Annotated in this window: 23 protein-coding genes and 1 tRNA gene; 12 read left to right on the top strand and 12 right to left on the bottom strand. The window is 64.9% G+C overall.

Annotated elements, in window-relative coordinates; genetic code table 11:
* Positions 1-4 precede the first annotated feature (4 nt).
* Both ACX1DW_RS16840 and ACX1DW_RS16835 read right to left on the bottom strand, forming a co-directional pair.
* Positions 5-106, bottom strand: a complete 102-nt coding sequence (locus tag ACX1DW_RS16840) for a type VI secretion protein (RefSeq protein WP_369806274.1) — start codon at positions 104-106, stop codon at positions 5-7.
* 342 nt (positions 107-448) lie between these two features.
* Positions 449-525, bottom strand: a tRNA-Arg gene (locus tag ACX1DW_RS16835).
* A 160-nt stretch (positions 526-685) separates the two neighbouring features.
* On the opposite strand from ACX1DW_RS16835, the gene ACX1DW_RS16830 reads away from it, so the two are divergent.
* Positions 686-1,387 (top strand): cytochrome b/b6 domain-containing protein, encoded by a 702-nt coding sequence (locus ACX1DW_RS16830; protein ID WP_458991946.1) that lies wholly within the window; start codon positions 686-688, stop codon positions 1,385-1,387.
* Between the two features lie 36 nt (positions 1,388-1,423).
* Here the strand turns inward: ACX1DW_RS16830 and ACX1DW_RS16825 are convergent, their stop codons facing one another.
* Entirely contained in the window at positions 1,424-1,876 is a 453-nt protein-coding gene (locus ACX1DW_RS16825; protein ID WP_458993414.1) for a c-type cytochrome, read from the bottom strand.
* 312 nt (positions 1,877-2,188) lie between these two features.
* Here ACX1DW_RS16825 and gabD point away from each other — a divergent pair, with 312 nt between their 5' ends.
* From gabD to ACX1DW_RS16800, 5 genes are all read left to right on the top strand, one after another.
* Complete coding sequence (gabD, locus tag ACX1DW_RS16820) at positions 2,189-3,637, top strand: NADP-dependent succinate-semialdehyde dehydrogenase (RefSeq protein WP_256518349.1); 1,449 nt, start codon at positions 2,189-2,191, stop codon at positions 3,635-3,637.
* Between the two features lie 157 nt (positions 3,638-3,794).
* Positions 3,795-5,003 carry an HDOD domain-containing protein gene (locus tag ACX1DW_RS16815; protein WP_125872160.1) on the top strand — a complete coding sequence of 403 codons (1,209 nt, stop codon included), beginning with the start codon at positions 3,795-3,797 and terminating at the stop codon, positions 5,001-5,003.
* Between the two features lie 222 nt (positions 5,004-5,225).
* Positions 5,226-7,331, top strand: a complete 2,106-nt coding sequence (locus ACX1DW_RS16810) for a 3-hydroxyacyl-CoA dehydrogenase NAD-binding domain-containing protein (protein WP_458991945.1) — start codon at positions 5,226-5,228, stop codon at positions 7,329-7,331.
* Positions 7,332-7,374: 43 nt separating this feature from the next.
* Positions 7,375-8,571, top strand: a complete 1,197-nt coding sequence (locus ACX1DW_RS16805; RefSeq protein WP_013981301.1) for an acyl-CoA dehydrogenase family protein — start codon at positions 7,375-7,377, stop codon at positions 8,569-8,571.
* A 12-nt stretch (positions 8,572-8,583) separates the two neighbouring features.
* A complete protein-coding gene (locus tag ACX1DW_RS16800) occupies positions 8,584-9,726 on the top strand; it encodes an acyl-CoA dehydrogenase family protein (protein WP_458991944.1) in 1,143 nt (380 codons plus the stop codon).
* A 360-nt stretch (positions 9,727-10,086) separates the two neighbouring features.
* Here ACX1DW_RS16800 and ACX1DW_RS16795 read toward each other — a convergent pair whose 3' ends face one another.
* Positions 10,087-11,445: a spinster family MFS transporter gene (locus ACX1DW_RS16795; RefSeq protein ID WP_208217175.1), complete on the bottom strand. Its 1,359-nt coding sequence runs from the start codon at positions 11,443-11,445 to the stop codon at positions 10,087-10,089.
* 145 nt (positions 11,446-11,590) lie between these two features.
* Complete coding sequence (locus tag ACX1DW_RS16790; protein WP_458991943.1) at positions 11,591-12,475, bottom strand: alpha/beta hydrolase family protein; 885 nt, start codon at positions 12,473-12,475, stop codon at positions 11,591-11,593.
* A gap of 99 nt (positions 12,476-12,574) precedes the next feature.
* Here ACX1DW_RS16790 and ACX1DW_RS16785 point away from each other — a divergent pair, with 99 nt between their 5' ends.
* Complete coding sequence (locus ACX1DW_RS16785) at positions 12,575-13,153, top strand: TetR/AcrR family transcriptional regulator (RefSeq protein ID WP_003284191.1); 579 nt, start codon at positions 12,575-12,577, stop codon at positions 13,151-13,153.
* Positions 13,154-13,156: 3 nt separating this feature from the next.
* Here ACX1DW_RS16785 and ACX1DW_RS16780 read toward each other — a convergent pair whose 3' ends face one another.
* Positions 13,157-13,942: an IclR family transcriptional regulator gene (locus ACX1DW_RS16780; RefSeq protein WP_003284189.1), complete on the bottom strand. Its 786-nt coding sequence runs from the start codon at positions 13,940-13,942 to the stop codon at positions 13,157-13,159.
* A gap of 170 nt (positions 13,943-14,112) precedes the next feature.
* Here ACX1DW_RS16780 and ACX1DW_RS16775 point away from each other — a divergent pair, with 170 nt between their 5' ends.
* The 5 genes from ACX1DW_RS16775 (at position 14,113) to ACX1DW_RS16755 (ending at position 19,538) form a co-directional block, all read left to right on the top strand.
* Positions 14,113-15,735 (top strand): AMP-binding protein, encoded by a 1,623-nt coding sequence (locus tag ACX1DW_RS16775; protein ID WP_458991942.1) that lies wholly within the window; start codon positions 14,113-14,115, stop codon positions 15,733-15,735.
* Between the two features lie 296 nt (positions 15,736-16,031).
* Entirely contained in the window at positions 16,032-16,268 is a 237-nt protein-coding gene (gene rpmB, locus ACX1DW_RS16770) for a 50S ribosomal protein L28 (protein ID WP_102839211.1), read from the top strand.
* An 11-nt stretch (positions 16,269-16,279) separates the two neighbouring features.
* Complete coding sequence (rpmG, locus tag ACX1DW_RS16765; RefSeq protein ID WP_003284185.1) at positions 16,280-16,435, top strand: 50S ribosomal protein L33; 156 nt, start codon at positions 16,280-16,282, stop codon at positions 16,433-16,435.
* A gap of 181 nt (positions 16,436-16,616) precedes the next feature.
* Positions 16,617-18,767 (top strand): adenosylcobalamin-dependent ribonucleoside-diphosphate reductase, encoded by a 2,151-nt coding sequence (locus ACX1DW_RS16760; protein WP_458991941.1) that lies wholly within the window; start codon positions 16,617-16,619, stop codon positions 18,765-18,767.
* A 63-nt stretch (positions 18,768-18,830) separates the two neighbouring features.
* On the top strand, positions 18,831-19,538 hold the full coding sequence (locus tag ACX1DW_RS16755; RefSeq protein WP_063541785.1) for a TSCPD domain-containing protein: 708 nt from the start codon (positions 18,831-18,833) through the stop codon (positions 19,536-19,538).
* A gap of 76 nt (positions 19,539-19,614) precedes the next feature.
* On the opposite strand, the gene ppnN is transcribed toward ACX1DW_RS16755, so the two are convergent.
* From ppnN to ACX1DW_RS16725, 6 genes are all read right to left on the bottom strand, one after another.
* Complete coding sequence (ppnN, locus tag ACX1DW_RS16750) at positions 19,615-20,988, bottom strand: nucleotide 5'-monophosphate nucleosidase PpnN (RefSeq protein ID WP_436785009.1); 1,374 nt, start codon at positions 20,986-20,988, stop codon at positions 19,615-19,617.
* 255 nt (positions 20,989-21,243) lie between these two features.
* Positions 21,244-22,173, bottom strand: a complete 930-nt coding sequence (locus ACX1DW_RS16745; protein ID WP_458991940.1) for a phosphatidate cytidylyltransferase — start codon at positions 22,171-22,173, stop codon at positions 21,244-21,246.
* 1 nt (position 22,174) lies between these two features.
* Positions 22,175-22,795 carry a lysophospholipid acyltransferase family protein gene (locus ACX1DW_RS16740; protein WP_110778541.1) on the bottom strand — a complete coding sequence of 207 codons (621 nt, stop codon included), beginning with the start codon at positions 22,793-22,795 and terminating at the stop codon, positions 22,175-22,177.
* 50 nt (positions 22,796-22,845) lie between these two features.
* Positions 22,846-23,472, bottom strand: coding sequence for a CDP-alcohol phosphatidyltransferase family protein (locus ACX1DW_RS16735; protein WP_208217182.1), 627 nt, complete (start codon positions 23,470-23,472; stop codon positions 22,846-22,848).
* A gap of 162 nt (positions 23,473-23,634) precedes the next feature.
* The gene (locus ACX1DW_RS16730) at positions 23,635-24,588 is read right to left on the bottom strand and encodes a homoserine kinase (RefSeq protein WP_458991939.1); all 954 of its coding nucleotides are present in this window, start codon (positions 24,586-24,588) and stop codon (positions 23,635-23,637) included.
* 25 nt (positions 24,589-24,613) lie between these two features.
* Positions 24,614-24,898: a DUF2782 domain-containing protein gene (locus tag ACX1DW_RS16725; protein ID WP_003302522.1), complete on the bottom strand. Its 285-nt coding sequence runs from the start codon at positions 24,896-24,898 to the stop codon at positions 24,614-24,616.
* Between the last annotated feature and the right edge of the window lie 42 nt (positions 24,899-24,940).

Below are 24,940 nucleotides of genomic sequence, written 5' to 3'. Positions count from 1 at the left end.
GCGGTTACTGGCCGCGATTCAAGGCTTGCGGATCACCCAGCGGGCGATAGTGGTCATCGTCGAATTTGTAGTTGCCGGTGCAACCGGCGAGCAGCGCGGCGGCGATGAGCGAAACGAGGGCGTAATAGCGCACGGGCACGCGATTTCCTCCTTGAAGTCGTGTGTGGGGGCAAGGTGCGCATGGCGCGACCTGAGCGGGGCATTGAAGTTCAGTTGTCCCGCGGGCTCGGTGAACCGGTTCACAGAACGCCCGGCGGATGCATCTAAAACGAGCGTGAGGTCAGATTGGGGCGGTTCGGCGTCGCCGCACGGCGGGTTTGGCTTGCATCGGTCCGGCAATGCTGGCAGGCGATCTACTGATCGCTGACGGACCTGCAGAAACGCAAAAGCCCGCAGCGAGCGGACTTTGTCGGAGTGCTTCGAGTGGGACTCGAAACGACTATCTGTATGGCGCATCCGGCGGGATTCGAACCCACGACCCCTGCCTTCGGAGGGCAGTACTCTATCCAGCTGAGCTACGGATGCGTTGCGGGGGGCAATCATACGCATGTCGTTGACGGGCGTCCATGCTGGTGCGGCTGGGCGGATATGCCCGGGTGCGGCTTTTTCGCAGCTGCCGATGACCGGGCCGGCTGGTACGCTTGCGTGTCGCGGCCGGGGGCCGTGGGTGTTCGATGGCAAGGGGATGGAGATGTCAGGCCATATCAAACTCTGGGACGCGCCGCTGCGGCTGTTTCACTGGTTGTTCGCCGGGGCGGTTATCGCGGCCATCGTCACGGGCTGGATCGGCGGCAACCTGATGCTCTGGCATGGCCGGCTCGGTCTGCTGGTGCTGGGGCTGCTGGTGTTCCGTCTGATCTGGGGCTTCGTCGGTTCCACGTACGCCCGCTGGTCACGGATCTTCGCCGCGACGTTCGGTGTGAAGGACTATCTGCAGGGCAACTGGCGCGAAGCCGGGCACAACCCGCTTGGCGCGTTCTCCGTGCTGGCCATGCTGCTGCTGGTGAGCTTCCAGGTTGCCAGCGGGCTGATGGCGACCGACGACATCGCCTTCCAGGGCCCGCTCTATGCGTTGGTCAGCAGCGAAACCGGCAGCGCGCTGAGCGGCCTGCATCGGCAGGCGAAGTGGCTGCTTCTGGTGCTGATCGGCATGCACCTTGCGGCCATCATCTATTACACGCTGGTGATGCGCCGGCCACTGGTGCGGGCGATGATCGCGGGACGGGCAGAGCGCGAGCATCCGACGCAGCAGGACGCGCGGGGCGGCTCGCTGCCCACCGCGGTTCTGGCGATCGCGCTGGGTGCGGCTTGCGTATGGGGTGTGCAGGCGGTGGGGGACTGGCTGAAGCCTGAGCCGGCGGCGGTAGCGCCCAGCCTGGACTGGTAAGCCAGCCGACAGGCAGGTGACGGCTGGCTTGGACGATCAGTCGGCGCGGAACTTGTCGTGGCAAGACTTGCAGCTGCCGCCGACGTCGCCGAAGGCCTTCTTGATCGCGGCCTGATCGCCTTCTGCGGCGACCTTGGCAAGCTGGTTGGCGGCGGCGGTGAACTTGCGGCCGATCTGCCCGGCCTCATCGAGGTTCTGGAAGAACTCAGGCTTCAGGCGGGTGGCCTTGCCCAGTTGCTCGGTGGTGGTATCCGGGCTGTACAGGCTGCCCATGCCAGAGTTGGCGATGGCGGCGATGGCATTGGCTGCGGCTGCCACCTTGGCCTGGTCGTAGGGCTCCTTGCCGTCGACTACCTGAGCCTTGATCTTGCCCATGTTCCACGACATGAACTGGTAGCCGGCCTGGCGGGTTTCGACCATCTCTTCCAGTTTCATCTGCGCCTGGACGGCAGTGCTGGCCAGCAGGACGGCGGCCACGGCGCCTGTCATCAATGCTTTCACGGTAACTCCTTATCGATCCTTGGTTGTTCGGCGGCTGTGCCGCTCGCGCGCAACTATACCCCGACCCGTACCCGGGTTTGGGTAACAAGGCGTGACAGGCCGCGCAGGCATCAGGCTGGTCAATGGCACGACAATGCCAAGCGCCATGAGCTTGCCGGCCGGCCGGCTGCGGTCCTAGCATGGTCGTTCGCAGTGCAATGCGGCGGCAGGAACCGGGCGGCGAAGGACGGTTCAGATGATCGTCGCGTTCGCCAAACTTTCCGCAGCGGGCCTGCCGCTACGATGCCCGAGGAGACTGCCATGCAACTCAAAGACACCGCGCTGTTCCGCCAGCAGGCCTATATCGATGGCGCCTGGCTGGATGCCGACAGTGGCCAGACCATCAGCGTGAACAACCCGGCCACCGGCGAGATTCTCGGTACGGTGCCGAAGATGGGCGCCGCCGAAACCCGCCGCGCCATCGATGCCGCCGAGCGGGCGCTGCCGGCCTGGCGTGATCTGACCGCCAAGGAGCGCTCGCAGAAGCTGCGTCGCTGGTTCGAGCTGCTGATGGAGAATCAGGACGACCTGGGTCGGCTGATGACGCTGGAGCAGGGCAAGCCGTTGGCCGAAGCCAAGGGCGAGATCGCCTATGCGGCGTCCTTCATCGAGTGGTTCGCCGAGGAAGCCAAGCGCATCTACGGCGACACCATCCCCGGTCACCAGAAGGACAAGCGCATCCTCGTCATCAAGCAGCCGATCGGCGTGACCGCGGCGATCACCCCGTGGAATTTCCCGGCGGCGATGATCACCCGCAAGGCCGGCCCGGCGCTGGCGGCTGGCTGCACCATGGTGATCAAGCCGGCATCGCAGACGCCGTTCTCGGCGCTGGCGATGGTCGAGCTGGCCGAGCGCGCCGGAATTCCCAAGGGCGTGCTCAGCGTCGTGACCGGCTCGGCCGGCGACATCGGCAACGAGCTGACCGCCAACCCCAAGGTCCGCAAGATCTCCTTCACCGGCTCCACCGAAGTGGGCGCCAAGCTGATGGAGCAGTGCGCGCCGGGGATCAAGAAGGTGTCTCTGGAGCTGGGCGGCAACGCGCCATTTATCGTCTTCGATGATGCCGACCTGGACGAGGCGGTGAAGGGCGCCATGCAGTCCAAGTACCGCAACGCCGGGCAGACCTGTGTATGCGTCAACCGCATCTATGTGCAGGACGGCGTGTATGACGCCTTTGCCGAGAAATTCCAGGCGGCGGTGGCCAAGCTGCGGGTCGGCAATGGCCTGGAAGAGGGCACCGACATCGGCCCGCTGATCGATGATCGTGCTGCCAGCAAGGTCCGCGAGCATATCGAGGATGCCGTCGCCCAGGGTGCGCGACTGGTGGCAGGCGGTCAGGCTCACGCAATGGGCGGTAGCTATTTCGAACCCACCGTGCTGGTGGATGTGCCGGACAGCGCCAAGGTGGCCAAGGAAGAAACCTTCGGCCCGCTGGCGCCGCTGTTCCGCTTCAAGGACGAGGCCGAGGCGATCGCCAAGGCCAACGACACCGAGTTCGGCCTGGCCTCCTACTTCTATGCCCGCGATCTGGGCCGGGTGTTCCGCGTCGCCGAGGCGTTGGAGTACGGCATGGTCGGCATCAACACCGGACTGATCTCCACCGAAGTGGCGCCGTTCGGCGGTGTGAAATCCTCGGGCCTTGGCCGCGAGGGCTCCAAGTACGGCATCGAGGACTACCTGGAGATCAAGTATCTCTGCATGGGTATCTGAGCGACCTGCGACAGCTAGCCTCAGGGTCAGAGGCTGGCTGTATGCCATCAGTCCGTGCAGAATCGCGCCCCCATTGGCGCGATTCTCGTCTCGAGGATCTCTCGCCATCGACCTACCCCGTCGCTAGGCTGTGGTGACATCTCCAGCGAGCCGTGCAGTGAGCCTCTCTGCCCAAGTTTCCTTCGTTCTGGTTGCCTACAACGAGCCCTGGCGCGCGGACCAGCTTTGTCAGCTGGTGCGCGAACTGCGCCCCGGTATGCGTGTGCAACCCGCGGCGGACGGGCATGCCGCGCTGGAGCTGTGCAAGCGTCAGGTGCCCAGCCTGTTGATCATCGATGGTGAGCTGGAAGGTCTCGATGGTCGCCAGCTGTTGCGTGAACTGCGTCGTCACGGCCCGACCCAGCGCCTGCCCTGCGTGCTGATCAGCGCGCGTACCGATACCGCCAGCGTCCGCACCGTGCTGCCATTGGCGCCCTCTGCGTACCTGGGCAAACCCTACGATCTCGACGACCTGCGCCAGCGGCTGGACAGGTTGCTGCCACGCTCGGCCGGACGTGCCGGGGTAACGACGCCTGCAGTGACAGACACTGTGGACCGCTTTCTCGAGCGCATGCGCCCGCATAACCGCGGCGCGCCGCTGCAGGAAGCGGTGCTGGTCGCCCTGCAGCGCCTGCAAGGTGGTGACCAGGATTTCGCCGAACTCGAGGAGCTACTGGCCCGCGATCCGCAGGTCACGGCCCGGCTGATCAGCGTCGCCAGCAATGGCGCGGCGCAGCCGGCGGCGCCCTGCCTTGGGCTGGCGCAGGCGAGACGCCAGCTCGGTGCGGCGCGCAGTCTGCAATTGGTTACCGAGCTGGCCCTGCAACACAACGCGCGGTTGCCCGAGCCTCGCCTTGCCGAGCTTGCCGGTCAGCTCGGTAACCAGGCGCTGCGCACGGCACGGCTGGCGAGCTGGCTGGCGCGCCAGCTGAAGCTGGATGTCGAGCTCTGTTTCAGCGCCGGGCTTTTGCAGAACATCGGCGAGCTGGCGTTGCTGCGCAGCCTGCAGGAGTGGCTCGACAGTGGCGGCGCGCTGGATGAAGCGGATCTGCAACGCTGCCTGCGCGAGCGCGCGGCCGGCTTCGGCTCGGCGCTGCGGGCACAGTGGGCGCTGCCACTGGAGCTGCGCCAGGTGATCAGCGCCTACTACGCGCTGGGTGCCGGTGTACTGCGCCGCGAAGCGCTGGTGCTCAACCTGACGCGGCTGCTGATCGAACTGCCCGCCGATGCCGAGCCGGCCAGTCTGGCCGGCGAGCGGACGGTGCGCCTGCTGCGCATCGATCCTGATCTGCTAGCGCGCGCGCCTCGCCATGCCGTCGCGGGCTAGCCTGCTTCTGATCCGACATTCCCTGTATTGATAGCCGCGACCGATCGCCCCTGGGTCGCGCACCATCCCTTGTCTGGCGCGGCTCTGCGCCTTCTTTTCGCTCGAATGCGCTGGCCGTGTGGTGCTATCGACACGCGGAAATGAGTCATTTATTCTGCAGTGCGAAACATGATTCCGTGAAATTACAATTCCAATCAGCATTTCACACAGCGGAGGCCAGTCATGACAGATGTCGTACGGCTCGAAGTTCAGGGCGATATCGCGCTGATCACGGTCAACAATCCACCGGTCAACGCTCTCGGCCAGTCGGTGCGCGAGGGGCTGCTGAAGGCCTTTCAGCGTGCCGAAGCGGACCAGCAGGTGCGCGCCGTGGCGCTGGTGTGCGAGGGCAACACCTTTATCGCCGGCGCTGACATCAAGGAATTCGGTAAGCCACCACAGGCGCCGAGCCTGCCAGACGTAATTGAAGTCATCGAAGGCTGCAACAAGCCGAGCGTCGCAGTCATTCATGGCACCGCGCTCGGCGGCGGGCTGGAAGTGGCGCTGGGTTGTCATTACCGCATCGCGCGCAAGGACGCCAAGGTCGGCCTGCCGGAAGTGAAGCTGGGTTTGTTGCCGGGCGCCGGCGGCACCCAGCGGCTACCGCGTCTGGCCGGCGTCGAGAAGGCTTTGGAGATGATCGTCAGCGGCACGCCGATCAGTGCTGCCGAGGCGGTCGAGCACAGCATCGTCGACGAGCTGTTCGAGGGTGATCTGGTGAACGCTGGCCTGGCCTATGCCCGTCGTATGGTCGATGAAGGCCGCGCACCGCGACGCACCGGCGAGCAGACCAGAGGCCTTGAGAGCGCCGACAACGAGGCGCTGATTCGCGCCAAGCATGCTGAAGTGGCCAAGCGCATGCCTGGACTGTTTTCGCCGCTGCGTTGCATCGCGGCGGTCGAGGCGGCGACGAAGTTGCCGTTGGCCGAAGGCCTCAAGCGCGAGCGTGAGCTGTTTGCCGAGTGCCTGAACTCGCCACAGCGTGGTGCGCTGGTCCATTCGTTCTTCGCCGAACGCCAGGCCGGCAAGATCAACGATCTGCCGGCAGACGTGAAACCTCGCTCGATCGACACGGCTGCGGTGATCGGCGGCGGCACCATGGGTGTCGGCATCGCCTTGAGCTTCGCCAATGCCGGGGTGCCGGTGAAGCTGCTGGAAATCAACGACGAGGCGCTGCAACGCGGCCTGCAGCGCGCCCGTGACACCTACGCGGCGAGCGTCAAACGCGGCAGCCTGACCGAGGATGTTATGGAGCAGCGCCTCGCGCTGATCACCGGCGTCACCGACTACGGCGCCCTGGCCGATGCCGACGTGGTGGTCGAGGCCGTATTCGAAGAGATGGGCGTCAAGCAGCAGGTCTTCGAGCAGCTGGATGCGGTGTGCAAACCCGGTGCGATCCTCGCCTCCAACACCTCGTCACTCGATTTGAACGCCATCGCCGCCTTCACCAAACGCCCCGAGGACGTGGTCGGCCTGCATTTCTTCAGCCCGGCCAACGTCATGCGCCTGCTGGAAGTGGTGCGTGGTGAGCGGACCAGCGATGAAGTGCTCGCCACTGCCATGGCGATCGGCAAGCAGCTGAAGAAGGTCTCGGTGGTGGTCGGCGTCTGCGACGGCTTCGTCGGCAACCGCATGGTCTTCCAGTACGGCCGCGAGGCCGAATTCCTGCTGGAGGAAGGTGCCACGCCGCAGCAGGTCGATGGTGCGCTGCGCAACTTCGGCATGGCCATGGGACCGTTCGCCATGCGCGACCTGTCCGGCCTCGACATCGGCCAGGCGATCCGCAAGCGCCAGCGCGCGACGCTGCCGGCGCACCTGGATTTCCCCACCGTCTCGGACAAGCTCTGCGCCGCCGGCATGCTAGGGCAGAAGACCGGTGCCGGCTACTACCGCTACGAACCCGGCAACCGCACCCCGCAGGAGAATCCCGACCTCGCGCCCATGCTGGAAGCCGCGTCGCGGGAAAAAGGCATCGAGCGGCAGGCGCTGGACGAGCAGTACATCGTCGAGCGCTGCATCTTCGCGCTGGTCAACGAGGGCGCGAAGATTCTCGAGGAAGGCATTGCCCAGCGCTCCAGCGACATCGACGTCATCTACCTCAACGGCTACGGCTTCCCGGCCTTCCGCGGCGGGCCGATGTACTACGCCGACAGCGTCGGCCTGGACAAGGTGCTGGCGCGAGTAAAAGAACTGCACGCGCGTTGCGGCGACTGGTGGAAGCCGGCGCCGCTGCTGGAAAAACTGGCCGCCGAAGGCCGCACCTTTACCGAATGGCAGGCCGGGCAGTGAGCCCCGCCGACCTGCATTCCGAACGCACCATGAGGACCTTCCCATGAACGTCAACTACACGGCCGAAGAGCTCGCCTTCCGCGATGAAGTACGCGCCTTTCTGAAAAGCGAGCTGCCGGCGGACATCGCCGCCAAGGTCAAGCTCGGCAAGCACATGTCCAAGGAAGATCACCAGCGCTGGCAGCAGATCCTGGTCAAGCGCGGCTGGTATGCGCCGGGCTGGCCGGTGGAGCTGGGCGGCACCACCTGGGGCCCGGTGGAAAAGCACATTTTCGACGAGGAGTGCTCCGCCTTCGGGGCACCGCGTACCGTGCCCTTCGGCGTCAACATGGTCGCCCCGGTGATCATCAAGTTCGGCACCCAGCAGCAGATCGACCATTACCTGCCGCGCATCCTCTCCGGTGAGGACTGGTGGTGTCAGGGCTATTCCGAGCCCGGTGCCGGTTCCGACCTGGCCAGCCTCAAGACACGCGCCGTGCGTGACGGCGACCACTACGTGGTCAACGGCCAGAAGACCTGGACCACCCTTGGTCAGCACGCCAACATGATCTTCTGCCTGGTGCGCACCGACCCCGAGGCCCAGCAGCAGCGCGGCATCAGCTTCCTGCTGATCGACATGAAGAGCCCGGGCATCAGTGTGCGGCCGATCATCACCCTGGACGGCGACCACGAGGTCAACGAGGTCTTCTTCGACAATGTCCGCGTGCCGGTGGAGAACCTAGTCGGCGAGGAAAACCAGGGTTGGACCTGCGCCAAGTACCTGCTGACCCACGAGCGCACGGGCCTGGCCGGCATCGGCTCGTCCAAGGCGGTGCTGGCGCATCTCAAGCGCATCGCCATGAAGGAAGTCTGCGACGGCAAGCCGATGCTCGAAGACCCGCTGTTCCGCGCTCAGGTCGCCGAGGTCGAGATGCAGCTGATGGCCATCGAGATGAGCACCCTGCGCATCCTCGCGGCGGCGAAGGAGGGCGGCGTACCCGGCGCCGAGTCGTCGATCCTCAAGATCAAGGGCACCGAGATCCGTCAGGCGATCACTCACCTCTTGCGCAAGGTCATCGGCCCCTACGCGTTGCCGTTCCTCGAAGAGGAGCTGCAGCTGGACTACGAAGGCGAGCTCTTGCACGCCGACTACAGCGCATCGCTGGCCGGCGATTACTTCAACATGCGCAAGCTGTCGATCTTCGGCGGCTCCAACGAAATCCAGAAGAACATCGTCTCGAAGATGATTCTCGAGCTGTAAGGGGACAACGCCATGGACTTCAAACTGACCGAAGAGCAGCAGATGCTGCAAGACACCGCGGCGCGCCTGGTGCGCGACGCCTATCCGTTCGAACAGCGCGAGAAGTTCAGCGAGTCCGAGCTGGGCTTTTCCGCCGAATTCTGGTCGCAGCTGGGCGAACTGGGCCTGACCGCGGTGCCGTTCTCCGAGGAGATCGGCGGCTTTGGTGGTAGCGGCGTGGAAACCATGCTGGTCATGACCGAGCTGGGCCGCGGCCTGACACTGGAGCCGTATCTGCAATCGGTGATCCTCGCCGGTGGCCTGATCAACCAGCTCGGTTCCGACGCGCAGAAGCAGGACCTGCTGCCGCAGGTCGCCGCCGGTTCGCTGCAACTGGCGGTCGCGTTCGACGAGCCGCAGAGCCACTACAACCTGAACGATGTACAGACCCGCGCCGAAGCGGTCGACGGCGGCTATCGGCTCTCCGGACGCAAGGCCGTGGTCATCGGCGGGCACAGTGCCGGGCAGATCATCGTTTCCGCGCGCAGTTCCGGCGACAGCCGCGACGAGGCCGGCATCAGCCTTTTCCTCATCGATCCGAACGCCCAGGGCGTCAGCCGTCGCGTCTACCCGACCATCGACGGGCGCAAGGGCTGCGACTTGTTCCTCGACAACGTGCAGGTGGGTGCCGAGGCGCTGCTTGGCGAGCTGGGTAATGCGTTGCCCGCGATGCGCTACCAGCAGGGCCGCGCGATCGCCGCGCAGTGCGCCGATGCGCTGGGCAGCATGGATGAGGCCTGCAAGCTGACCCTCGATTACCTGAAGACGCGCAAGCAGTTCGGCGTGCCGATCGGCAAGTTCCAGGTCCTGCAGCACCGCATGGTGGACATGCAGACCGAGTTGGAGCAGGCCACCAGCATGGCGATCCTCGCCGCGACCTTTGCCGATGGCGAAGACAACGACGAGCGCAGCCGTATCATCGCCGCCGCCAAATACATCTGCGCCCGCGCCGCGCGCAAGGTGGCCGAGGAAGCCATCCAGCTGCACGGCGGCATCGGCATGACCTGGGAATACAACCTTGCCCATCACGCCAAGCGCTTGGTGATGATCGCCCACCAGTTCGGTGACGACGACCACCACCTGAAGGCGTACGCCAAGTTGATGCAGGTGGCGTAACGCGCCAACCGCGACACACGACCGGGCCCCTGTGGCCCGGTTTTGCTTTGCAGAATGGATCAGGTGCTTAGCCGACTGCGGGCAGGTGTGGCGGAGGCATCGTAGGGCGGCGTTCCGCTTCAGCTCGCGCCAGCAACCAAACGGTGGCCTGAAGCCCACCCTACGGCGCTGCGCGCAAGGTGGCAGTTTCGTAGGGGTGGAAGACGGCGAAGCCTCTTCCACCGTTGCGTGCCAATCGGGGCCTGCCAGGGCCGGCAGGCTCGCGATGTAGTCGTTCACACCGGTGGCAGTTCGTAGGGTGGATGTCGCTTTTCACATCCACGCGGTGGTCGGCACCCGCGCCTGGCGTCCCGCGTCCGATCAGGCCGGTTTCGCCTCTGCCTCGGCTGGCGCTACGCCCTGCGGCTTCCATTCCTGCAAGCGGTCCAGGCTGCCGCGGTAATGCTTTAGCCCCATGCCGAGCAGGACTATCGCGCCGATCAGCGCAATGCCGGTGACGATCAGCAGCGAGTAGCGCAGGGCGTTGTCGTCGCCGAAGACGAAATCGGTGCCCAGCGCCACCGCGGTCGGGCCGATGCCGAGGCCGACCATGGTGATGACGAACAGGTACACCGCCGAGGCCTGGCCGCGCATGGAGTTGGGCATGATCTCCTGGATCGCCGCCGGGCCCACGCCGAAGGGCATGGCGATGGTGAAGACGTGCAGGGCGATCAGCGCCAGCGCCAGTTCGCCGGTGCCGGCCAGGTAGGCGAGGTTGAGCGGCAGGGTCAGCGCGGCGGAGATGATGCCCACGCGCAGCGGTGCGTCGCGATAACCGCGGCGGTGCAGCAGGTCCGACAGCCGCCCGCCAGCGATGATGCCGATCGAGCCGGCCACTGCCACCACCGAGCCGTAGAGCACGCCGACGTCGCTGGCCGACCAGCCGTAGGTGCGGATGAAAAACGTCGGAATCCACGCCGAACTGCCGTAGGCGGCGAAGGCCAGGCAGGCGAAGCCGAAGTTGTGGCAGAGCACGGTGCGGCGGTTCTGGCGGATATAGCCCGCCACCTCGCTGAGTGGCACCTCGACGCCGGCGCCGACGCCCTTGCGCGACGGCTCGCGGATCAGCAAGAGCACGGCGGTGAACAGCACGCCGGCTGCACCGAGCACGAGGAAGATCAGCTGCCAGGGTCGGACCATGCCGAGCACCGGCAGCTCCACATCACCTTGCGCCGAGGCGAACTTGACCACCAGCCCGCCGAGCAGAAAGGCCAGACCGGAGCCGATGTAGATGCCCATCGAATAGACGCTCATCGCGGTGCCGCGCAGCTTGGGCGGGAAACTGTCGGCGATCAGCGAGTAGGCCGAGGGCGATAGCGCCGCCTCGCCGACACCGACGCCAATGCGAAACACGAGAAACTGCCAGAAGGTCTTGGCCGTGCCGCACAGCGCGGTCATCAGGCTCCACACCAGCACGCCGATGGCGATGATGCCGCGGCGGCTCTTGCGGTCGGCCAGGCGGCCGATGGGCACGCCGCAGATGGTGTAGAACACCGCGAACGAGAAGCCCATCAGCAGGCTCATGTGGGTATCGGTGATGTCCAGGTCGCGGCGGATCGGTTCGACCAGCAGATTGAGGATCTGCCGATCGACGAAGGACAGCACGTAGGCGAGCATGAGGATGGCGACCGTGACCCAGGCGCGGGTACTCGAGGGGTAGCCGTTATTGTTGTTGTGCATGGCAAGGCTCCATTGGCGAGGAGGGCTGTAACCAGCCCATCCTCACTTTTGTCGGAGATCAGCCATACGGCAAGGTGAATAACCCTCGCATATGTTTCGAAATATGCTAGCAGTGTTCCGCTCTGCGAAACTAATGCTTTAAGCCTCACGCCACCGTTTGTCGTTGACCCGGCATCAGCTCTGGCAACAGACGAGGCGTCCAGAGGTTATCGGCGAAACTGCGACGGAAGAAGCCGAAGTGGCCGATCCGCGTGGCGCCGATTTCCGCGGGCGCGATGCGCTGCATGGTTTTTGGTGCCGAGCTGTAGAAGCCATGCAGGGATTCGGTGTTGCGCGCCGACATCATTTCGTCGTCGCTGAAGGACAGCGAAGTCAGGGGTGTGCGCACGGCTGCGAAGGCCTGGCGCATGGGCTCGCCCTCGACACCGACCAGGTAGTCCGGATGAAGACACCAGCGCCGCCACTGGCGAATCACCCCGGCGGGCAGGTCGCCGACCGCCCCGATGCGTCCGCCCGGGAAGTAGCCGGCCACCGCGGTCAGCACGGGCGCCAGGCCATGCCAGAGCAGCCAGGCCTTGTTGCGGATCTGCGGGCTGTTCTCGCGCCAGTAGCCGCTGCCGGCGGCGATGGTGACGATGCGGGTCAGGCGCTCATGGCCGTTGACCAGCGGCAGGATCTGCGCACCGACGCTGTGGCCGATCCAGTACAGCGGCAGCTCACCGGCGGCCTCGGCGGCTCTGTCCAGTACCGCGCTGCAGTCATGGCGCGCCCAGTCGAGGATGTCCACGTTCAGCTGGCGGAGCGGCACCCGCCGCGAGCGCCCAATGCCCAGGTAATCGAAGGTCACTACCTGATAGCCGCGCTCGGCGAGCCAGGTGGCGAAGTCGGTATAGAAGCGCTGCGGCACGCCCATCGCCGGCGCGATCAGCACGACGCCACATGGCGCGCTGCTCGGCTGATACCAGTAGCTGGACAGGGCATGGCCGTTGCCATTGTCGATGGTGCGTTCTTCAACCTGTATCGTCGCCATCTTGTTGTTCTCCGCGCTTCTGCGATTGCTGCGATCGGTGCAGTATACGAAGGGTAGAAGATAATTCTAGAAAATTATTCTAGTCAGACGGGAGGCCGGATGGCCCGTAGTAGCCGCAAGCAGGAAATCCTTCAGGCCGCACTCGCCTGTTTCACCGAGTTCGGCGTGGAAGCGACTACCATCGAGATGATTCGTGATCGTTCCGGCGCCAGCATCGGTAGCCTCTATCACCACTTCGGCAATCGTGAGCGGATCATCGCCGCGCTGTATCTGGAAGGCATCGGTGAGTATGCCGCGCTGCTCGAAGCCGGGCTGATCGAGACGCTGGATGCCGAGGCCTGTGTCCGGCTTTTCGTCACCAGCTATATCGACTGGGTGGTGGCCAATCCGGACTGGGCGCGTTTCGTTCTGCACAACCGCGGGCGGGTCGAGGCCGGGGAGATGGGCGAACGGCTGCGCGAGGTCAATCGCGCCCACGGTGAGCGGGTCGGGGCGATCCTGCGCCGTCACCGAGAAAGCGGAGCCTTTCGGCGGATGCCCGGCGACTGCTTTCTCGCGGTGGTGATCGGACCCTGTCATGACATGGCGCGCAACTGGCTGGCGGGGCGTTCCCGCACCGCGCTGGCCGACTGCCGCGAGCTGCTCGCGGACATCGCCTGGGCCAGCGTCAGGGCCTGACGGTCAGACGCCGAGGCTTTCGATATCCCGAGCGAGCATTTCCAGCTGATGGGCCAGCGAGTTCTTCAGGGTGTCCTCGCTGAGCTGGAATGACGGCGCACCGCAGGTGAGTGCCATGATGCTGCCGTCGGCCAGGTGCAGCGGTACACCGGCGGCCATCACGTTGCGGTCCCAGTCGCCGAGCGACAGGCAGAAGCCGTGACGGGCGAATTCCTCGAACGACGCCTGCAGCGAGTCGCGGATCGCCGCCCAGCCATCCCCATACTTGGCGGCCAGAGCGGCCATCAGATGCTCGCGTTCCTTCTCCGGGGTGGCGGCGAGAAAGGCGCGCCCGGCGGCGGTGGTGGCCAGCGGCAGGCGCACACCGGCGTCCATGCGCAGGGTGGTGACCTCGGCCGGGCGGCAGTTTTCCACGTAGATCATCGACAGCCGGTCGCGGCAGGTCAGACCCACGGTGGTGTTGGTGCGGCGGGCGAATTCGTCCATGTAGGGCTTGGCCAGCTGGCGCACCCGCAGGTTGGAGACGTAGGCGTAGCCCAGCGCCAGCACGCCGGAGTCGAGCTGGTATTTCTCCAGCTGCTGCGAATAGCTGAGATAGCCGAGCTTGGTCAGCGTGTAGGTCATGCGCGACACCGTGGGCTTGGGCAACCCGGTGATGCGTGCGATGTCCTGGTTGCCCATCACCACCGAGCCATGGGTGAAGGCACGCAGTACGTCCAGCCCACGGGCCAGGGCCTCGACGAACTTGCGATCCTTGGGTGTGCCGGTGTCTTCGATGTCGTCGCTCATGGTCTCGGTCTTTCTGGCTAGTGGGCAGCGGGGGCGAACGATAGCAGATCGCCCGATCGCGAGCAGTGCGGCCAATGGCGATCATTGCGAGGTGAAAATCGATCGTCTAGTATCAGATTCGACATCCAGTTTCGCACAGTAAAACAATAATTCATTTTTGGAGAATGTCGATGTCCGCTTCCGTGCAAGGCTACGTGGCTGCCGAACTGGCCCGTGGCGGCTACCAGAACGTCCATGACCTCTTGACCCTGGCCTGCGGCAAGCACCCGCAGCGCACGGCATTTTCCTGTGGCGACGACCACCTCACCTACGCCGAGCTGGGCAGCCTTGCCGACGCGTTCGCACGCTACCTGCGGCATCACGCTGGACTGCAACCCGGCGACCGGCTGGCGCTGCAGTTGCCCAACTCGTTGCAATATCCCATCGCCGTGTTTGGCGCACTCAAGGCAGGGCTGGTGATCGTCAATACCAATCCGCAATACACCGCCGCCGAGGCGCGCCATCAGTTCCGAGACTCCGGCGCCAGGGCGATCCTGGTGCTCGACCGGTTGTTGCCGCTGGTGCGGGCGGTGCAGGCGGACACCGCACTGGAACGGATCATCCTCACCAGCGTCGAGGATCTGCAGGCGCCGGTCTATGACAGCCAGGAGCCGGCAACAGAGCGCTTCATGCAGGCGCTGCGGCTGGGCGAACAGAGCCCGGCGCTGGACTGCGTCGCCGGGCTCGACCGGCTGGCGCTGCTGCAATACACCGGCGGCACCACCGGTGTGTCCAAGGGCGCGATGCTCAGTCACTGCAATCTGCTGGCCAACGTGCTGCAGACCATCGAGCTGTTCGACAAGCCGGGCCTGCTGGAGCCGGAAAAGGACGTGCGCATCGCGCCGCTGCCGCTGTATCACATCATGGCCTTTGCCACGAACTGCCTGAGTTCGGTGGGTATGGGCCTGCACACGGTGTTCATCCGGGACGGGCGCAACCTGGACGAAACTATCAGTGCCATGCAGCGCTATCCGTTCAGTCTGCTCAGTGGCATCAATACGCTATTTGTCGGGCTGATGAATCACCCGGAGTTTCGCAGCATCGATTTCTCCCACCTGAAGTGGGCGACATCCGGCGGTGCGCCGCTCAACAGCGAGGTCGGGCGTCGCTGGCAGGCGCTGACCGGTGCGCCGATCCGCGAAGGTTTCGGCCTGACCGAGGCATCGCCGGTTGTGGCGACCGGTACTCAGCTGAGCCCCTACCGCGAGGGCTACATCGGCCAGGCGCTGATCGACACCGAGCTGCGCACCGTGGACGACGACGGCAACGACGTACCGGCGGAGATGCCGGGCGAGCTCTGGCTGCGCGGGCCGCAGGTGATGCGAGGCTACTGGCAGCGACCGGAGGAGACGGCCAAAGTGATCACCGCGGACGGCTGGCTCAAGACCGGTGACATCGCGCTGCTGGATGCCGAGGGTTTCGTGAAGATCGTCGATCGCAAGAAGGACATGATCCTGGTGTCCGGCTTCAACGTGTTCCCCAACGAGATCGAGGATGTGCTGATGCAGCACCCGTCGGTACGCGAATGCGTGGCGGTGGGGATCCCTGATGCGCGCAAGGGCGAGGCGGTGAAGGTCTTCGTCAGCCTGCGGGAGGCAACCGATGATCAGGCCCTGCTCGAGCATTGCCGCCAGTTCCTGACCGGCTACAAGCTGCCGAGCGCCATCGAGATCCGCGACGAGTTGCCGAAGACGGCGGTGGGCAAGCTGCTGCGCCGCCAGCTGCGTGACGAGGCGCGGGCAGCGGCGAGCTGATCGCTGCCTATATATATGTAGCGAGGCGACGAGCGGGGCTGTTGCAGCGCGCGCCCCACGGGCTTGCCGGCGGGGCTCGGCGAGCCCAGCGCAGCCGGGTGGAAAAAACAATCCGCGCTTGTTGCTCAGGGGGCTTTCTGATATAAAGCAGCGCTCTTTTCTAGGGGCCCGGTATCTTCGCTCGCAGCGTGGCCGGTAAGACCCCCATGAATCGTGGCGCTGAGCGCCGAACTGACAAGTGAATTCAAGCGGCCAACCCATGCCGGGTTGGGCATGTGGTTTTAGAGGGCTGAGGCATGTCGAGAGTCTGTCAAGTTACCGGTAAGGGTCCGGTAACCGGGAACAACATTTCCCACGCAAACAACAAAACCCGTCGTCGTTTCCTGCCGAACCTGCAGCATCATCGCTTCTGGGTCGAGTCTGAGAACCGCTTCGTGCGTCTGCGCCTGAGTGCCAAAGGCATGCGCATCATCGACAAGCGTGGCATCGACGTCGTTCTGGCCGAGCTGCGCGCCCGCGGCGAAAAGGTTTAAGGAGAGCAATCATGCGTGACCTGATCCGTTTGGTGTCCAGCGCCGGTACCGGCCACTTCTACACCACCGACAAGAACAAGCGCACCACCCCCGACAAGATCGAAATCAAGAAATTCGATCCGGTCGTTCGCAAGCACGTGATCTACAAGGAAGCCAAGATCAAGTAATTGATCGGCCCCTTGAAGGAAAAACCCGCCATTCGGCGGGTTTTTTCGTTTCTGGGCCGGACATCGCGCATCGTTCGTCAGCGCTCCGGGTAATTTGACAAGAGTCATATGCTCCCCAAGGAAATTCGCTATCGTACGGGTTTCCCCTTTCTCCCACTTTCGGCACGAGGATGCGCAGCGCATGGCGAAGACGGACGGGCCCATCGCGGCAGACAGCAAGAGCACTTCCAGCATCGCCCTGCAGGCGGCTTCCGAGGACATCTGGTCGCAGAAATACCGCCTGAGCAGCAAGGACGGCACGCCCATCGACCAGACCGTCGATGACACCTGGCAGCGAGTCGCCCGTGCCTTGGCCGACGTCGAACCGGCCAAGCAGCGCGAGCACTGGTACGAGCGCTTCCTCTGGGCGCTGCGCAATGGCGCCATCCCGGCCGGGCGGATCATTTCCAACGCCGGCGCGCAGGACTACAAGCCGGCCACCTCGACCATCAACTGCACCGTCTCCGGCTCGATCACCGACTCGATGGACGACATTCTCGGCAAGGTCCACGAGGCCGGGCTGACGCTCAAGGCCGGCTGCGGCATCGGCTACGAGTTCAGCACCCTGCGTCCGCGCGGCTCATTCGTTTCCGGCGCCGGCGCGCACACCAGCGGCCCGCTGTCGTTCATGGATATCTTCGACAAGATGTGCTTCACCGTGAGTTCGGCCGGCGGCCGCCGCGGCGCGCAGATGGGTACCTTCGACGTCGGCCATCCGGACGTGCGCGAGTTCATCCGTGCCAAGCGCGAGGACGGCCGCCTGCGTCAGTTCAACCTGAGCCTGCTGATCACCGACGAGTTCATGCAGACCGTCGAGGCCGACGGCGAGTGGCCGCTGATCTTCCCGGTGCATGCCAAGGAAGCCGCCGAGCTGGATCTGGCCGACGATGCCGAGGTGGTCTGGCGCGAATGGCCGGTGCATGACGGCTACATCGTGCGCGACGATGGCCTGGTGGCCTGCAAGATCTACGGGCGGGTCAAGGCTCGGCATCTGTGGGACATGATCATGGTCTCCACCTACGACTACGCCGAGCCCGGCTTCATCCTCATCGACCGGGTCAACCAGCTGAACAACAACTGGTGGTGCGAGGCGATCCGCGCGACCAACCCCTGCGGTGAGCAGCCGCTGCCGCCGTACGGCTCCTGCCTGCTGGGCTCGATCAACCTGACCCACTTCGTCATCGACCCGTTCGGCGTCGAAGCGCGCTTCGACTGGGACAAGTACCGCGAAGTGGTGCGCGTCTTCACCCGCATGCTGGACAACGTCGTCGAGATCAACGGCCTGCCGCTGGAGCAGCAGCGCCACGAGATCGAGAGCAAGCGCCGCCACGGCATGGGCTTCCTCGGTCTCGGCTCGACCCTGACCCTGCTCAAGCTGCGCTATGGCAGCCCGGAAGCCTGCGTGTTCACCGAGGAAGTTTCCCGCGAGATGGCGCTGGTCGGCTGGGAGCAGGCGCTGGAGCTGTCCAAGGAAAAGGGCCCGGCACCGTTGCTGAGCCAGACCTTCGAAGTTACCGCCGAAATGCTGCGCAAGCGTCCGGAAATGGCCAAGGACGGTTACAAGGTCGGCGACCAGATTGCCGGTCGCGTGCTGCATGCCAAGTACTCGCGCTACATGCAGAAGATCGCCGAGTACGCGCCCGAGCTGATCGAGGCGCTGGCCGAGCAGGGCGCGCGCTTCACCCATCACAGCTCCATCGCGCCTACCGGCACCATCAGCCTGAGCCTGGCCAACAACGCCTCCAACGGCATCGAGCCGAGCTTCGCCCATCACTATTCGCGCAACCTGATCCGTCCGGGCCGCAAGGCCAAGGAGAAGATCGAGGTGTTCAGCTACGAGCTGCTGGCCTATCGCACGCTGATCAACGAGCGCGCCAAGCCGGGATCCGACGAGCCGGGCGAAAAGCTGCCGGACTACTTCATCACCGCCGATGACGTCAGTCCGACCCAGCACGTGGATATCCAGGCCGCCGCGCAACGCTGGGTCGATTCGTCGATCTCCAAGACCGCCAACGTGCCGACCGACTACCCGTTCGAGGCGTTCAAGGACATCTACCGCTATGCCTGGCGCCAGGGCCTCAAGGGCTGCACCACCTTCCGCTTCAACCCGGCGGCCTTCCAGGGCGTGCTGGTCAAGGAGGCCGACCTGGAGAAGACCCTGTACCGCTTCACCCTCGAAGACGGCAGCGTGGTCGAGCTCAAGGGCAACCAGGAGGTCGAATATGACGGCGAGGTGAACACCGCCGCCAACCTGTTCGACGCCCTCAAAGAAGGCTACTACGGCAAGTACTGAAGCCGGCCCGCCAACCGTTTGGACGCCGGGCCGCGAGCGCCGCCCGGCAGGAGAGATTGCACAATGACCGTAAAGATCACCCAGCGCATCAAGGGCTTCAAGGTCGTCGACGAGACCCTCGAGCGCCCCGCGACCGCGGCCAGCGCTAGCGACGGCACGGCGAGCAAGGCCGTCAACGTGGTGGAGATGGACGAGAGCCTGCAGCGCCCGGAAACCCTGATCGGCATGACCTACAAGATCAAGTCGCCGCTGTTCGAGCACGCGCTGTACGTCACCGTGAACGACATCGTGCTCAACGCCGGCACGCCGCACGAGCAGCGCCGGCCGTTCGAGATCTTCATCAACTCGAAGAACATGGACCACTTCCAGTGGATCGTCGCGCTCACCCGGATCATGTCCGCGGTGTTCCGCAAGGGCGGTGACTGCACCTTCCTCGTCGAGGAGCTCAAGGCAGTGTTCGATCCGCGCGGCGGCTACCTGAAGAAGGGCGGCGTCTACATGCCGTCGATCGTCGCCGAGATCGGTGCGGTGCTGGAGCGCCATCTGATCGCCATCGGCATGCTCGAAGGCCATGCGCTGGACGAAACCCAGCTCAAGTACCTGGCCGAGAAGCGCGCCGCCTACGAGGCCAGCCAGGGCGCGGTGGCGGTGGAGCCGGGTGAAGGCTTTCCGGCCGGCGCGCAGCTGTGCAACAAGTGCAACACCCAGGCCGTGGTGCAGATGGATGGCTGCGCCACCTGCCTGAACTGCGGCAACTCCAAATGTGGCTGACCGCTCACGCGGTCGGATGAAAAAAGGCCCGGGCTGATGCCTCGGGCCTTTTTCGTTGGTGCCAGGCGAAGCGCGCTCAGGTCACCACGCGATAGCAGGGCGTGTACGGCACGCCTCCCGGCAGTTTCATGCGGTGCTGCTGGACGAAGGCCTGTAGCAACTTGTCCAGCGGCTGCATGATCGCGGTATCGCCGTGGATCTCGTAACGGCCGTACTGCTCGATGCGGCGGATGCCCTTGTCCTTGACGTTGCCGGCAACGATCCCGGAAAACGCGCGGCGCAGGTTGGCGGCCAGCTCGTGGGGCGGCAGGTCGCGGCGCAGCGGTAGGCTCGCCATCGCCTCGTGGGTCGGGTCGAACGGTCGCTGGAAACCTTCCTCGATCTTCAGCAGCCAGTTGAAGTGGAACGCATCGTTGCGCTCGCGGCGGAAGCGTCGTACTTCGCGCAGCCCCTCGGTCATCTGGCGCGCTACTTCGGCGGGGTCGTTGAAGATGATCTGGTAGCGCTTCTGCGCTTCCTCGCCGAGGGTGGCGCCAACGAAGTCATGCAGCTGTTGCAGGTAGTCCGCCGCATCGCTTGGTCCGGTGAGAATCACCGGGAAGGGCACGTCGCGATTGTCCGGATGCAGCAGGATACCGAGCAGGTAGAGGAATTCCTCGGCGGTGCCGACGCCGCCGGGGAAGATGATGATGCCGTGGCCGACCCGCACGAAGGCCTCCAGGCGCTTCTCGATGTCCGGCAGGATCACCAGCTCGTTGACGATCGGGTTTGGCGCCTCGGCGGCGATGATGCCCGGCTCGGTCAGGCCCAGGTAGCGGCTGCCAACGCGGCGCTGCTTGGCGTGGCCGATGGTGGCGCCCTTCATCGGCCCCTTCATCACGCCGGGGCCGCAGCCGGTACAGACATCCAGGCTGCGCAGGCCCAGCTCGTGTCCGACGCGCTTGCTGTACTTGTACTCCTCGGTACTGATCGAGTGACCGCCCCAGCACACCACCATACTCGGCTCGACGCCTGGGCGCAGCGTGCGGGCGTTGCGCAGCAGGTGGAAAACGTAGTCGGTGATGCCTTGCGAGCTGTCCAGATCGATGCGTGCGTTGCTCAGTTCGCTTTCGGTATAGACGATGTCGCGCAGGGCGCTGAACAGCATCTCGCGGGTGCTGGCGATCATCTCGCCGTCGACGAAGGCATCGGCCGGTGCGTTGAACAGCTCCAGGCGTACGCCACGGTCCTGTTGCAGGATGCGCACCTCGAAGTCTTCGTACGCTTCGAGGATGGTCTTGGCGTTATCGATGCGGGTGCCGGTGTTGAGGATGGCCAGCGCGCACTGGCGGAACAGCTTGTGGGTACTGCCGGAGCCGACTTCGCTCAGTTGCTGTACTTCGCGCTGGGAAAGCGTTTCCAGACTGCCTTTGGGGCTCACCGAGGCATTGATTACGAGGGGTTGGGTCATTGATGGTTCCTGAATGCGATGGCCACGCCATCGAGGAGCTGATGCATCGAAACGGCGGCTGCGTGATCGCCGGCAGCAGGGGTTGGCCCAGCGTGCTGGCGACAGCGTATGTGACGACATCTTAACGCGAGGATATGGCAGCGGTGGCGATCCGCGTTCACCGTGCGAGCAGCAGCGCCGCTCGCTGGCCCGTGGTCCTGGTTCGACCTTCCCGGTGGGCGGCGGTTCGCCCTGCTGCGCGTCGTTCGTGGTAGCTCAGGTCCAGCCGTAGCGCACCAGGTGGAAGAAGATCGGCGCGGCGAAGCAGACCGAATCCAGCCGGTCGAGCATGCCGCCGTGGCCCTCGATCATGTGCCCCCAGTCCTTGACGCCACGGTCGCGCTTGATCGCCGACATCACCAGGCCGCCGAAGAAGCCCAGCAGGTTCAGCAGCAGCGCCATCAGGGCCGCCTGCCACCAGGCGAACGGGGTAATCCAGAACAGCGCCGCGCCGATCAGTGTCGCTAGGAATATCCCGCCAACGAAGCCTTCGACGGTCTTGGACGGCGACAGGCGCGGGGCGATCTTGCGCTTGCCGGCCAACTTGCCGCAGACGTACTGCAACACGTCGGAGAGCTGCACGACGATGATCAGCCAGGCAATCAGCAACAGGTTGCGACCTTCGTAGCCGGCAATTTCCAGGGTGAGCAGGGCAGGGACGTGGGAAACGCAGAAGACTGCGATCATCAGGCCCCATTGCACCTTCGAGGCGCGTTCGAGAAAGCGCGTGGTGTCGCCACCCAGCGACGCCAGGATGGGCAGCAACAGGAACACGTAGACCGGAATGAAGATGGCGAACAGGCCGTACCAGCCGACCGCCACCAGCAGATACTGCAGCGGCAGCACCAGATAGAACGCCGCGACCAGCGCCGGATAATCGCTGCTGCGTGTCGGCGTCAACGTCATGAATTCGCGCAATGCGAAGAACGACACCAGGTAGAAGAGGATCACCACGGCCGTGTGGCCAAGCCAGAAGGCGATGCCGATCAGCGCGACCATCACCCACCAGGCATTGATGCGCGCATTGAGGTTGTCGATCACCGCGCTCTCGCCGCCGCTACGACGCTTGAGGACAAAGCCGATCAGCGAGGCCAGGGCGAGCAGGGCGCCGATACCGGCGAACAGCAGCAGGGTATTGCGATCCATGTCAGTCTTCCTTCGGGGCCAGTTCTAGCAGAGCCAGGCGAGCGCGCTGCAGAAACGCGTCCTTGTCCTCGTCCTTTTCGATGCTCATGGGCGTGCCGAAGCTGACGCTGCACAGCAGTGGCAGCGGCAGGCTGCGGCCCTTGGGCATCACCCGATTGAGGTTAGCGATCCACACCGGCACCAGCTCCACGTCCGGACACGCCAGGCCCAGGCGATACAGCCCGCTCTTGAAGGGCAGCAGGCCTTCTTCCAGATTGCGCGTGCCCTCGGGGAAGAGGATCAGTGAATCGCCGGCGGCCAGGGCGTCGAGCATCGGTTGCAGCGGATTCGACTCCGGGCCGCTGCGCTCGCGATCCACCAGCACGCCATTGAACAGACGATGGATGACGAAGCGGCGCAATGCGCTGCTCTGCCAGTAATCGGCGCCGGCGACGGGGCGGGTCCTGCGCCGCAGGTCAGGCGGCAGCGATGCCCAGAGCAGCACGAAATCACCGTGGCTGCTGTGGTTGGCGAAGTAGATGCGTTGCCTGTTGAGCGGCGCGCAGCCGATCCAGAGGCTGCGCGTACCGGTCAGCAGGCGTGCAACGGAAGTGATCGCGAAGGCGAGCAGGGCGCCGAGCATGGAATGTTCCTCGATAGCGGGCGGAGGTCGGTGGTGCGGGCGGTGGCGGTTCAGTCCGCTTCGGCGGGCGCCGATACGGTTTCCGCCAGGCCTTGTCTGACCCGGTTGCTCAGCGTGAGGATCGACAGCCCGGCGATCAGCAGCAACAAGCCGTTGATCCAGGCGGCTGGCAACAGGCCCAGGGCGACGCCAGTGGCCAGCACGCCGAAGGCGAAGGCCCGGTCGCTCTTGCCCATCGGGCCATCGTAACGACGTGATGCGCCCACCATCGGACCGAGCACACCGGCGTACTCGGTGAGAGCCGCAAGCACCACCACCAGTACCACGGCAGCAGGCCAGACGCCGGCCACCAGCGCGAGAGGCAGATAGAGCGCCGCATCGGCGGCCACATCGCAGAGTTCGTTGAGGTAGGCGCCGAGCTTCGATTGCTGGCCGAATTCCCGCGCCAGCATGCCGTCGATGGCGTTCAGTGCCATGCGCAGCAGCATCCACAGTGGGATCAGCAGGAAGACCCAGAGGTGCTCGATCAGCAGCGCAACCGCCGCTGCGACTGCCAGCGACACGACCAGCGCTGCCAGCGTGACCTGATTGGCCGTGATGCCGCTGTCATGGAGGCGCTGGACCAGTGGGCGCAGTAGTGCCTGAAATCGGGGTTTGAGCTGATAGATGGAGGGCATGCATCGATTCCTTTCGATGATGGGGCGTCGCGCATTTCGGCTCAGGCCGGCGCGCATCCTGTGCGCCCGGCACTTTGGGGTAAAGCCCGCGCTGTCGCAAGCTGCGCTGGAAAATTTGCGAGGTGTTGAACGCTTTCGCCGCGCGGTGCCGGTACCGGCGGCCTAGAAGGCAAAAGGCAGCGCGCTGGAGGGATGCTGGCGTGCTTTCAGCAACCGATGAAATTCGCCGGGATCTTTCACCTGCACGTCCGTCTTGCCTTCGTGACGCTGCGCCGCGATCAGCCGCGACAGCCAGAAGCGCACGCAGGCCACGCGCAGCATCGGCTGCCAGAGCTCGGCTTCGGCCGGAGTGAAGCGGCGCAGCGCGGAGTAGGCCGCCAGCAAGGGCTCGCTGCGCTCACCGTCGATCTCGCCGTTGGGGTGCGAGCACCAGTCGTTCACGGCAATCGCCAGGTCGTAGAGCATCGGCCCGGAGCAGGCGTTATAGAAGTCGATCACGCCGGTCAGGTGGCTGCCTTCGAACAGCACGTTGTCGCGGAACAGGTCGGCGTGCAGGTTGGCGCGTGGCAAGGCGAGGAGTTTCGGACGCAGCTCGGCGATCTCTGCCAGGCCATCGCGCAAAAGCGGCAGCTGGTCCTCGGACAGGCTCAGCGCCAGGCTCGGCCCCTGTTCCTGCATCCAGTCCAGGCCACGGTCGCTGGCGCGTTCGAGGATGTGTTCGCGGGTGGCCAGATGCAGACGGGCCAGCAGCCGGCCGACTTCGGCGCAATGATGCGGATTGGGCTCGACCACGTGCTTGCCGGGCAGCCGCGGCTGCAGCAGCGCGGGCTTCTCCGCCAGCTCGCGCAGCGCCTCGCCGTGCTCGGTGCGCAGCGCATAGGGCACCGGCAGGCCGGCGCGGTGCAGCACGTCGAGCAGTTCGATGAAGAACGGCAGATCCTGCCTCGGGCCGCGCTCGATCAGGGTCAGGACGTATTCGCCCTGTTCGAGGCTGACGAAGAAATTGCTGTTCTCGCTGCCTGCGACGATGCCCTGAAAATCGCGCAGCCGGCCGAGCCGGTACGGTGCCAGAAAGGCTTCCAGTTCATCGCGTTGCAGGGGCGTGAATACCGACATGCTGTCCTCCCGGGCGGTTGATGGATTACCAGCTGAAGATCTTCCAGGAGGGGATCAGCATGTCCGGCTGGTCGGAACGGACGAAGTTGCCGTCGTTGCCGTCCGCGCGCACCAGGAAATACGGCTTGCCGTGCTTGGGCGTGACTTTCACGGCGTAGAGGAAGCCGTTGACGCGATATTCCTCGACGGTGCGATCGCCTTCCTGACGGATGGTTACGTCGGGCTCACCTTCGACCGACTCCTGGGCGAAGCCGGCCAGAGGGGCGCATGCCAGCAGGCTGGCCAGCATCAGGTGTTTGAGAGCGCGCATGGTAACCTTGTCCCTTTGTCGATAAGTGGTCCTTGGCATTCT

This window comes from Stutzerimonas sp. KH-1 (assembly GCF_054483855.1).
Note: the sequence above shows the minus strand (reverse complement) of the source record. Positions and strands in the feature narration are given on the sequence as shown.

Excerpts from the sequence above, each read along its gene's own strand:
- ACX1DW_RS16830 (WP_458991946.1), top strand. The coding sequence starts at position 686 with ATGGAGATGTCAGGCCATATCAAACTCTGGGACGCGCCGCTGCGGCTG.
- ACX1DW_RS16825 (WP_458993414.1), bottom strand. The coding sequence starts at position 1,876 with ATGACAGGCGCCGTGGCCGCCGTCCTGCTGGCCAGCACTGCCGTCCAG.
- gabD (WP_256518349.1), top strand. The coding sequence starts at position 2,189 with ATGCAACTCAAAGACACCGCGCTGTTCCGCCAGCAGGCCTATATCGAT.
- ACX1DW_RS16810 (WP_458991945.1), top strand. The coding sequence starts at position 5,226 with ATGACAGATGTCGTACGGCTCGAAGTTCAGGGCGATATCGCGCTGATC.
- ACX1DW_RS16805 (WP_013981301.1), top strand. The coding sequence starts at position 7,375 with ATGAACGTCAACTACACGGCCGAAGAGCTCGCCTTCCGCGATGAAGTA.
- ACX1DW_RS16800 (WP_458991944.1), top strand. The coding sequence starts at position 8,584 with ATGGACTTCAAACTGACCGAAGAGCAGCAGATGCTGCAAGACACCGCG.
- ACX1DW_RS16795 (WP_208217175.1), bottom strand. The coding sequence starts at position 11,445 with ATGCACAACAACAATAACGGCTACCCCTCGAGTACCCGCGCCTGGGTC.
- ACX1DW_RS16790 (WP_458991943.1), bottom strand. The coding sequence starts at position 12,475 with ATGGCGACGATACAGGTTGAAGAACGCACCATCGACAATGGCAACGGC.
- ACX1DW_RS16785 (WP_003284191.1), top strand. The coding sequence starts at position 12,575 with ATGGCCCGTAGTAGCCGCAAGCAGGAAATCCTTCAGGCCGCACTCGCC.
- ACX1DW_RS16780 (WP_003284189.1), bottom strand. The coding sequence starts at position 13,942 with ATGAGCGACGACATCGAAGACACCGGCACACCCAAGGATCGCAAGTTC.
- ACX1DW_RS16775 (WP_458991942.1), top strand. The coding sequence starts at position 14,113 with ATGTCCGCTTCCGTGCAAGGCTACGTGGCTGCCGAACTGGCCCGTGGC.
- rpmB (WP_102839211.1), top strand. The coding sequence starts at position 16,032 with ATGTCGAGAGTCTGTCAAGTTACCGGTAAGGGTCCGGTAACCGGGAAC.
- rpmG (WP_003284185.1), top strand. The coding sequence starts at position 16,280 with ATGCGTGACCTGATCCGTTTGGTGTCCAGCGCCGGTACCGGCCACTTC.
- ACX1DW_RS16760 (WP_458991941.1), top strand. The coding sequence starts at position 16,617 with ATGGCGAAGACGGACGGGCCCATCGCGGCAGACAGCAAGAGCACTTCC.
- ACX1DW_RS16755 (WP_063541785.1), top strand. The coding sequence starts at position 18,831 with ATGACCGTAAAGATCACCCAGCGCATCAAGGGCTTCAAGGTCGTCGAC.
- ppnN (WP_436785009.1), bottom strand. The coding sequence starts at position 20,988 with ATGACCCAACCCCTCGTAATCAATGCCTCGGTGAGCCCCAAAGGCAGT.
- ACX1DW_RS16745 (WP_458991940.1), bottom strand. The coding sequence starts at position 22,173 with ATGGATCGCAATACCCTGCTGCTGTTCGCCGGTATCGGCGCCCTGCTC.
- ACX1DW_RS16740 (WP_110778541.1), bottom strand. The coding sequence starts at position 22,795 with ATGCTCGGCGCCCTGCTCGCCTTCGCGATCACTTCCGTTGCACGCCTG.
- ACX1DW_RS16735 (WP_208217182.1), bottom strand. The coding sequence starts at position 23,472 with ATGCCCTCCATCTATCAGCTCAAACCCCGATTTCAGGCACTACTGCGC.
- ACX1DW_RS16730 (WP_458991939.1), bottom strand. The coding sequence starts at position 24,588 with ATGTCGGTATTCACGCCCCTGCAACGCGATGAACTGGAAGCCTTTCTG.
- ACX1DW_RS16725 (WP_003302522.1), bottom strand. The coding sequence starts at position 24,898 with ATGCGCGCTCTCAAACACCTGATGCTGGCCAGCCTGCTGGCATGCGCC.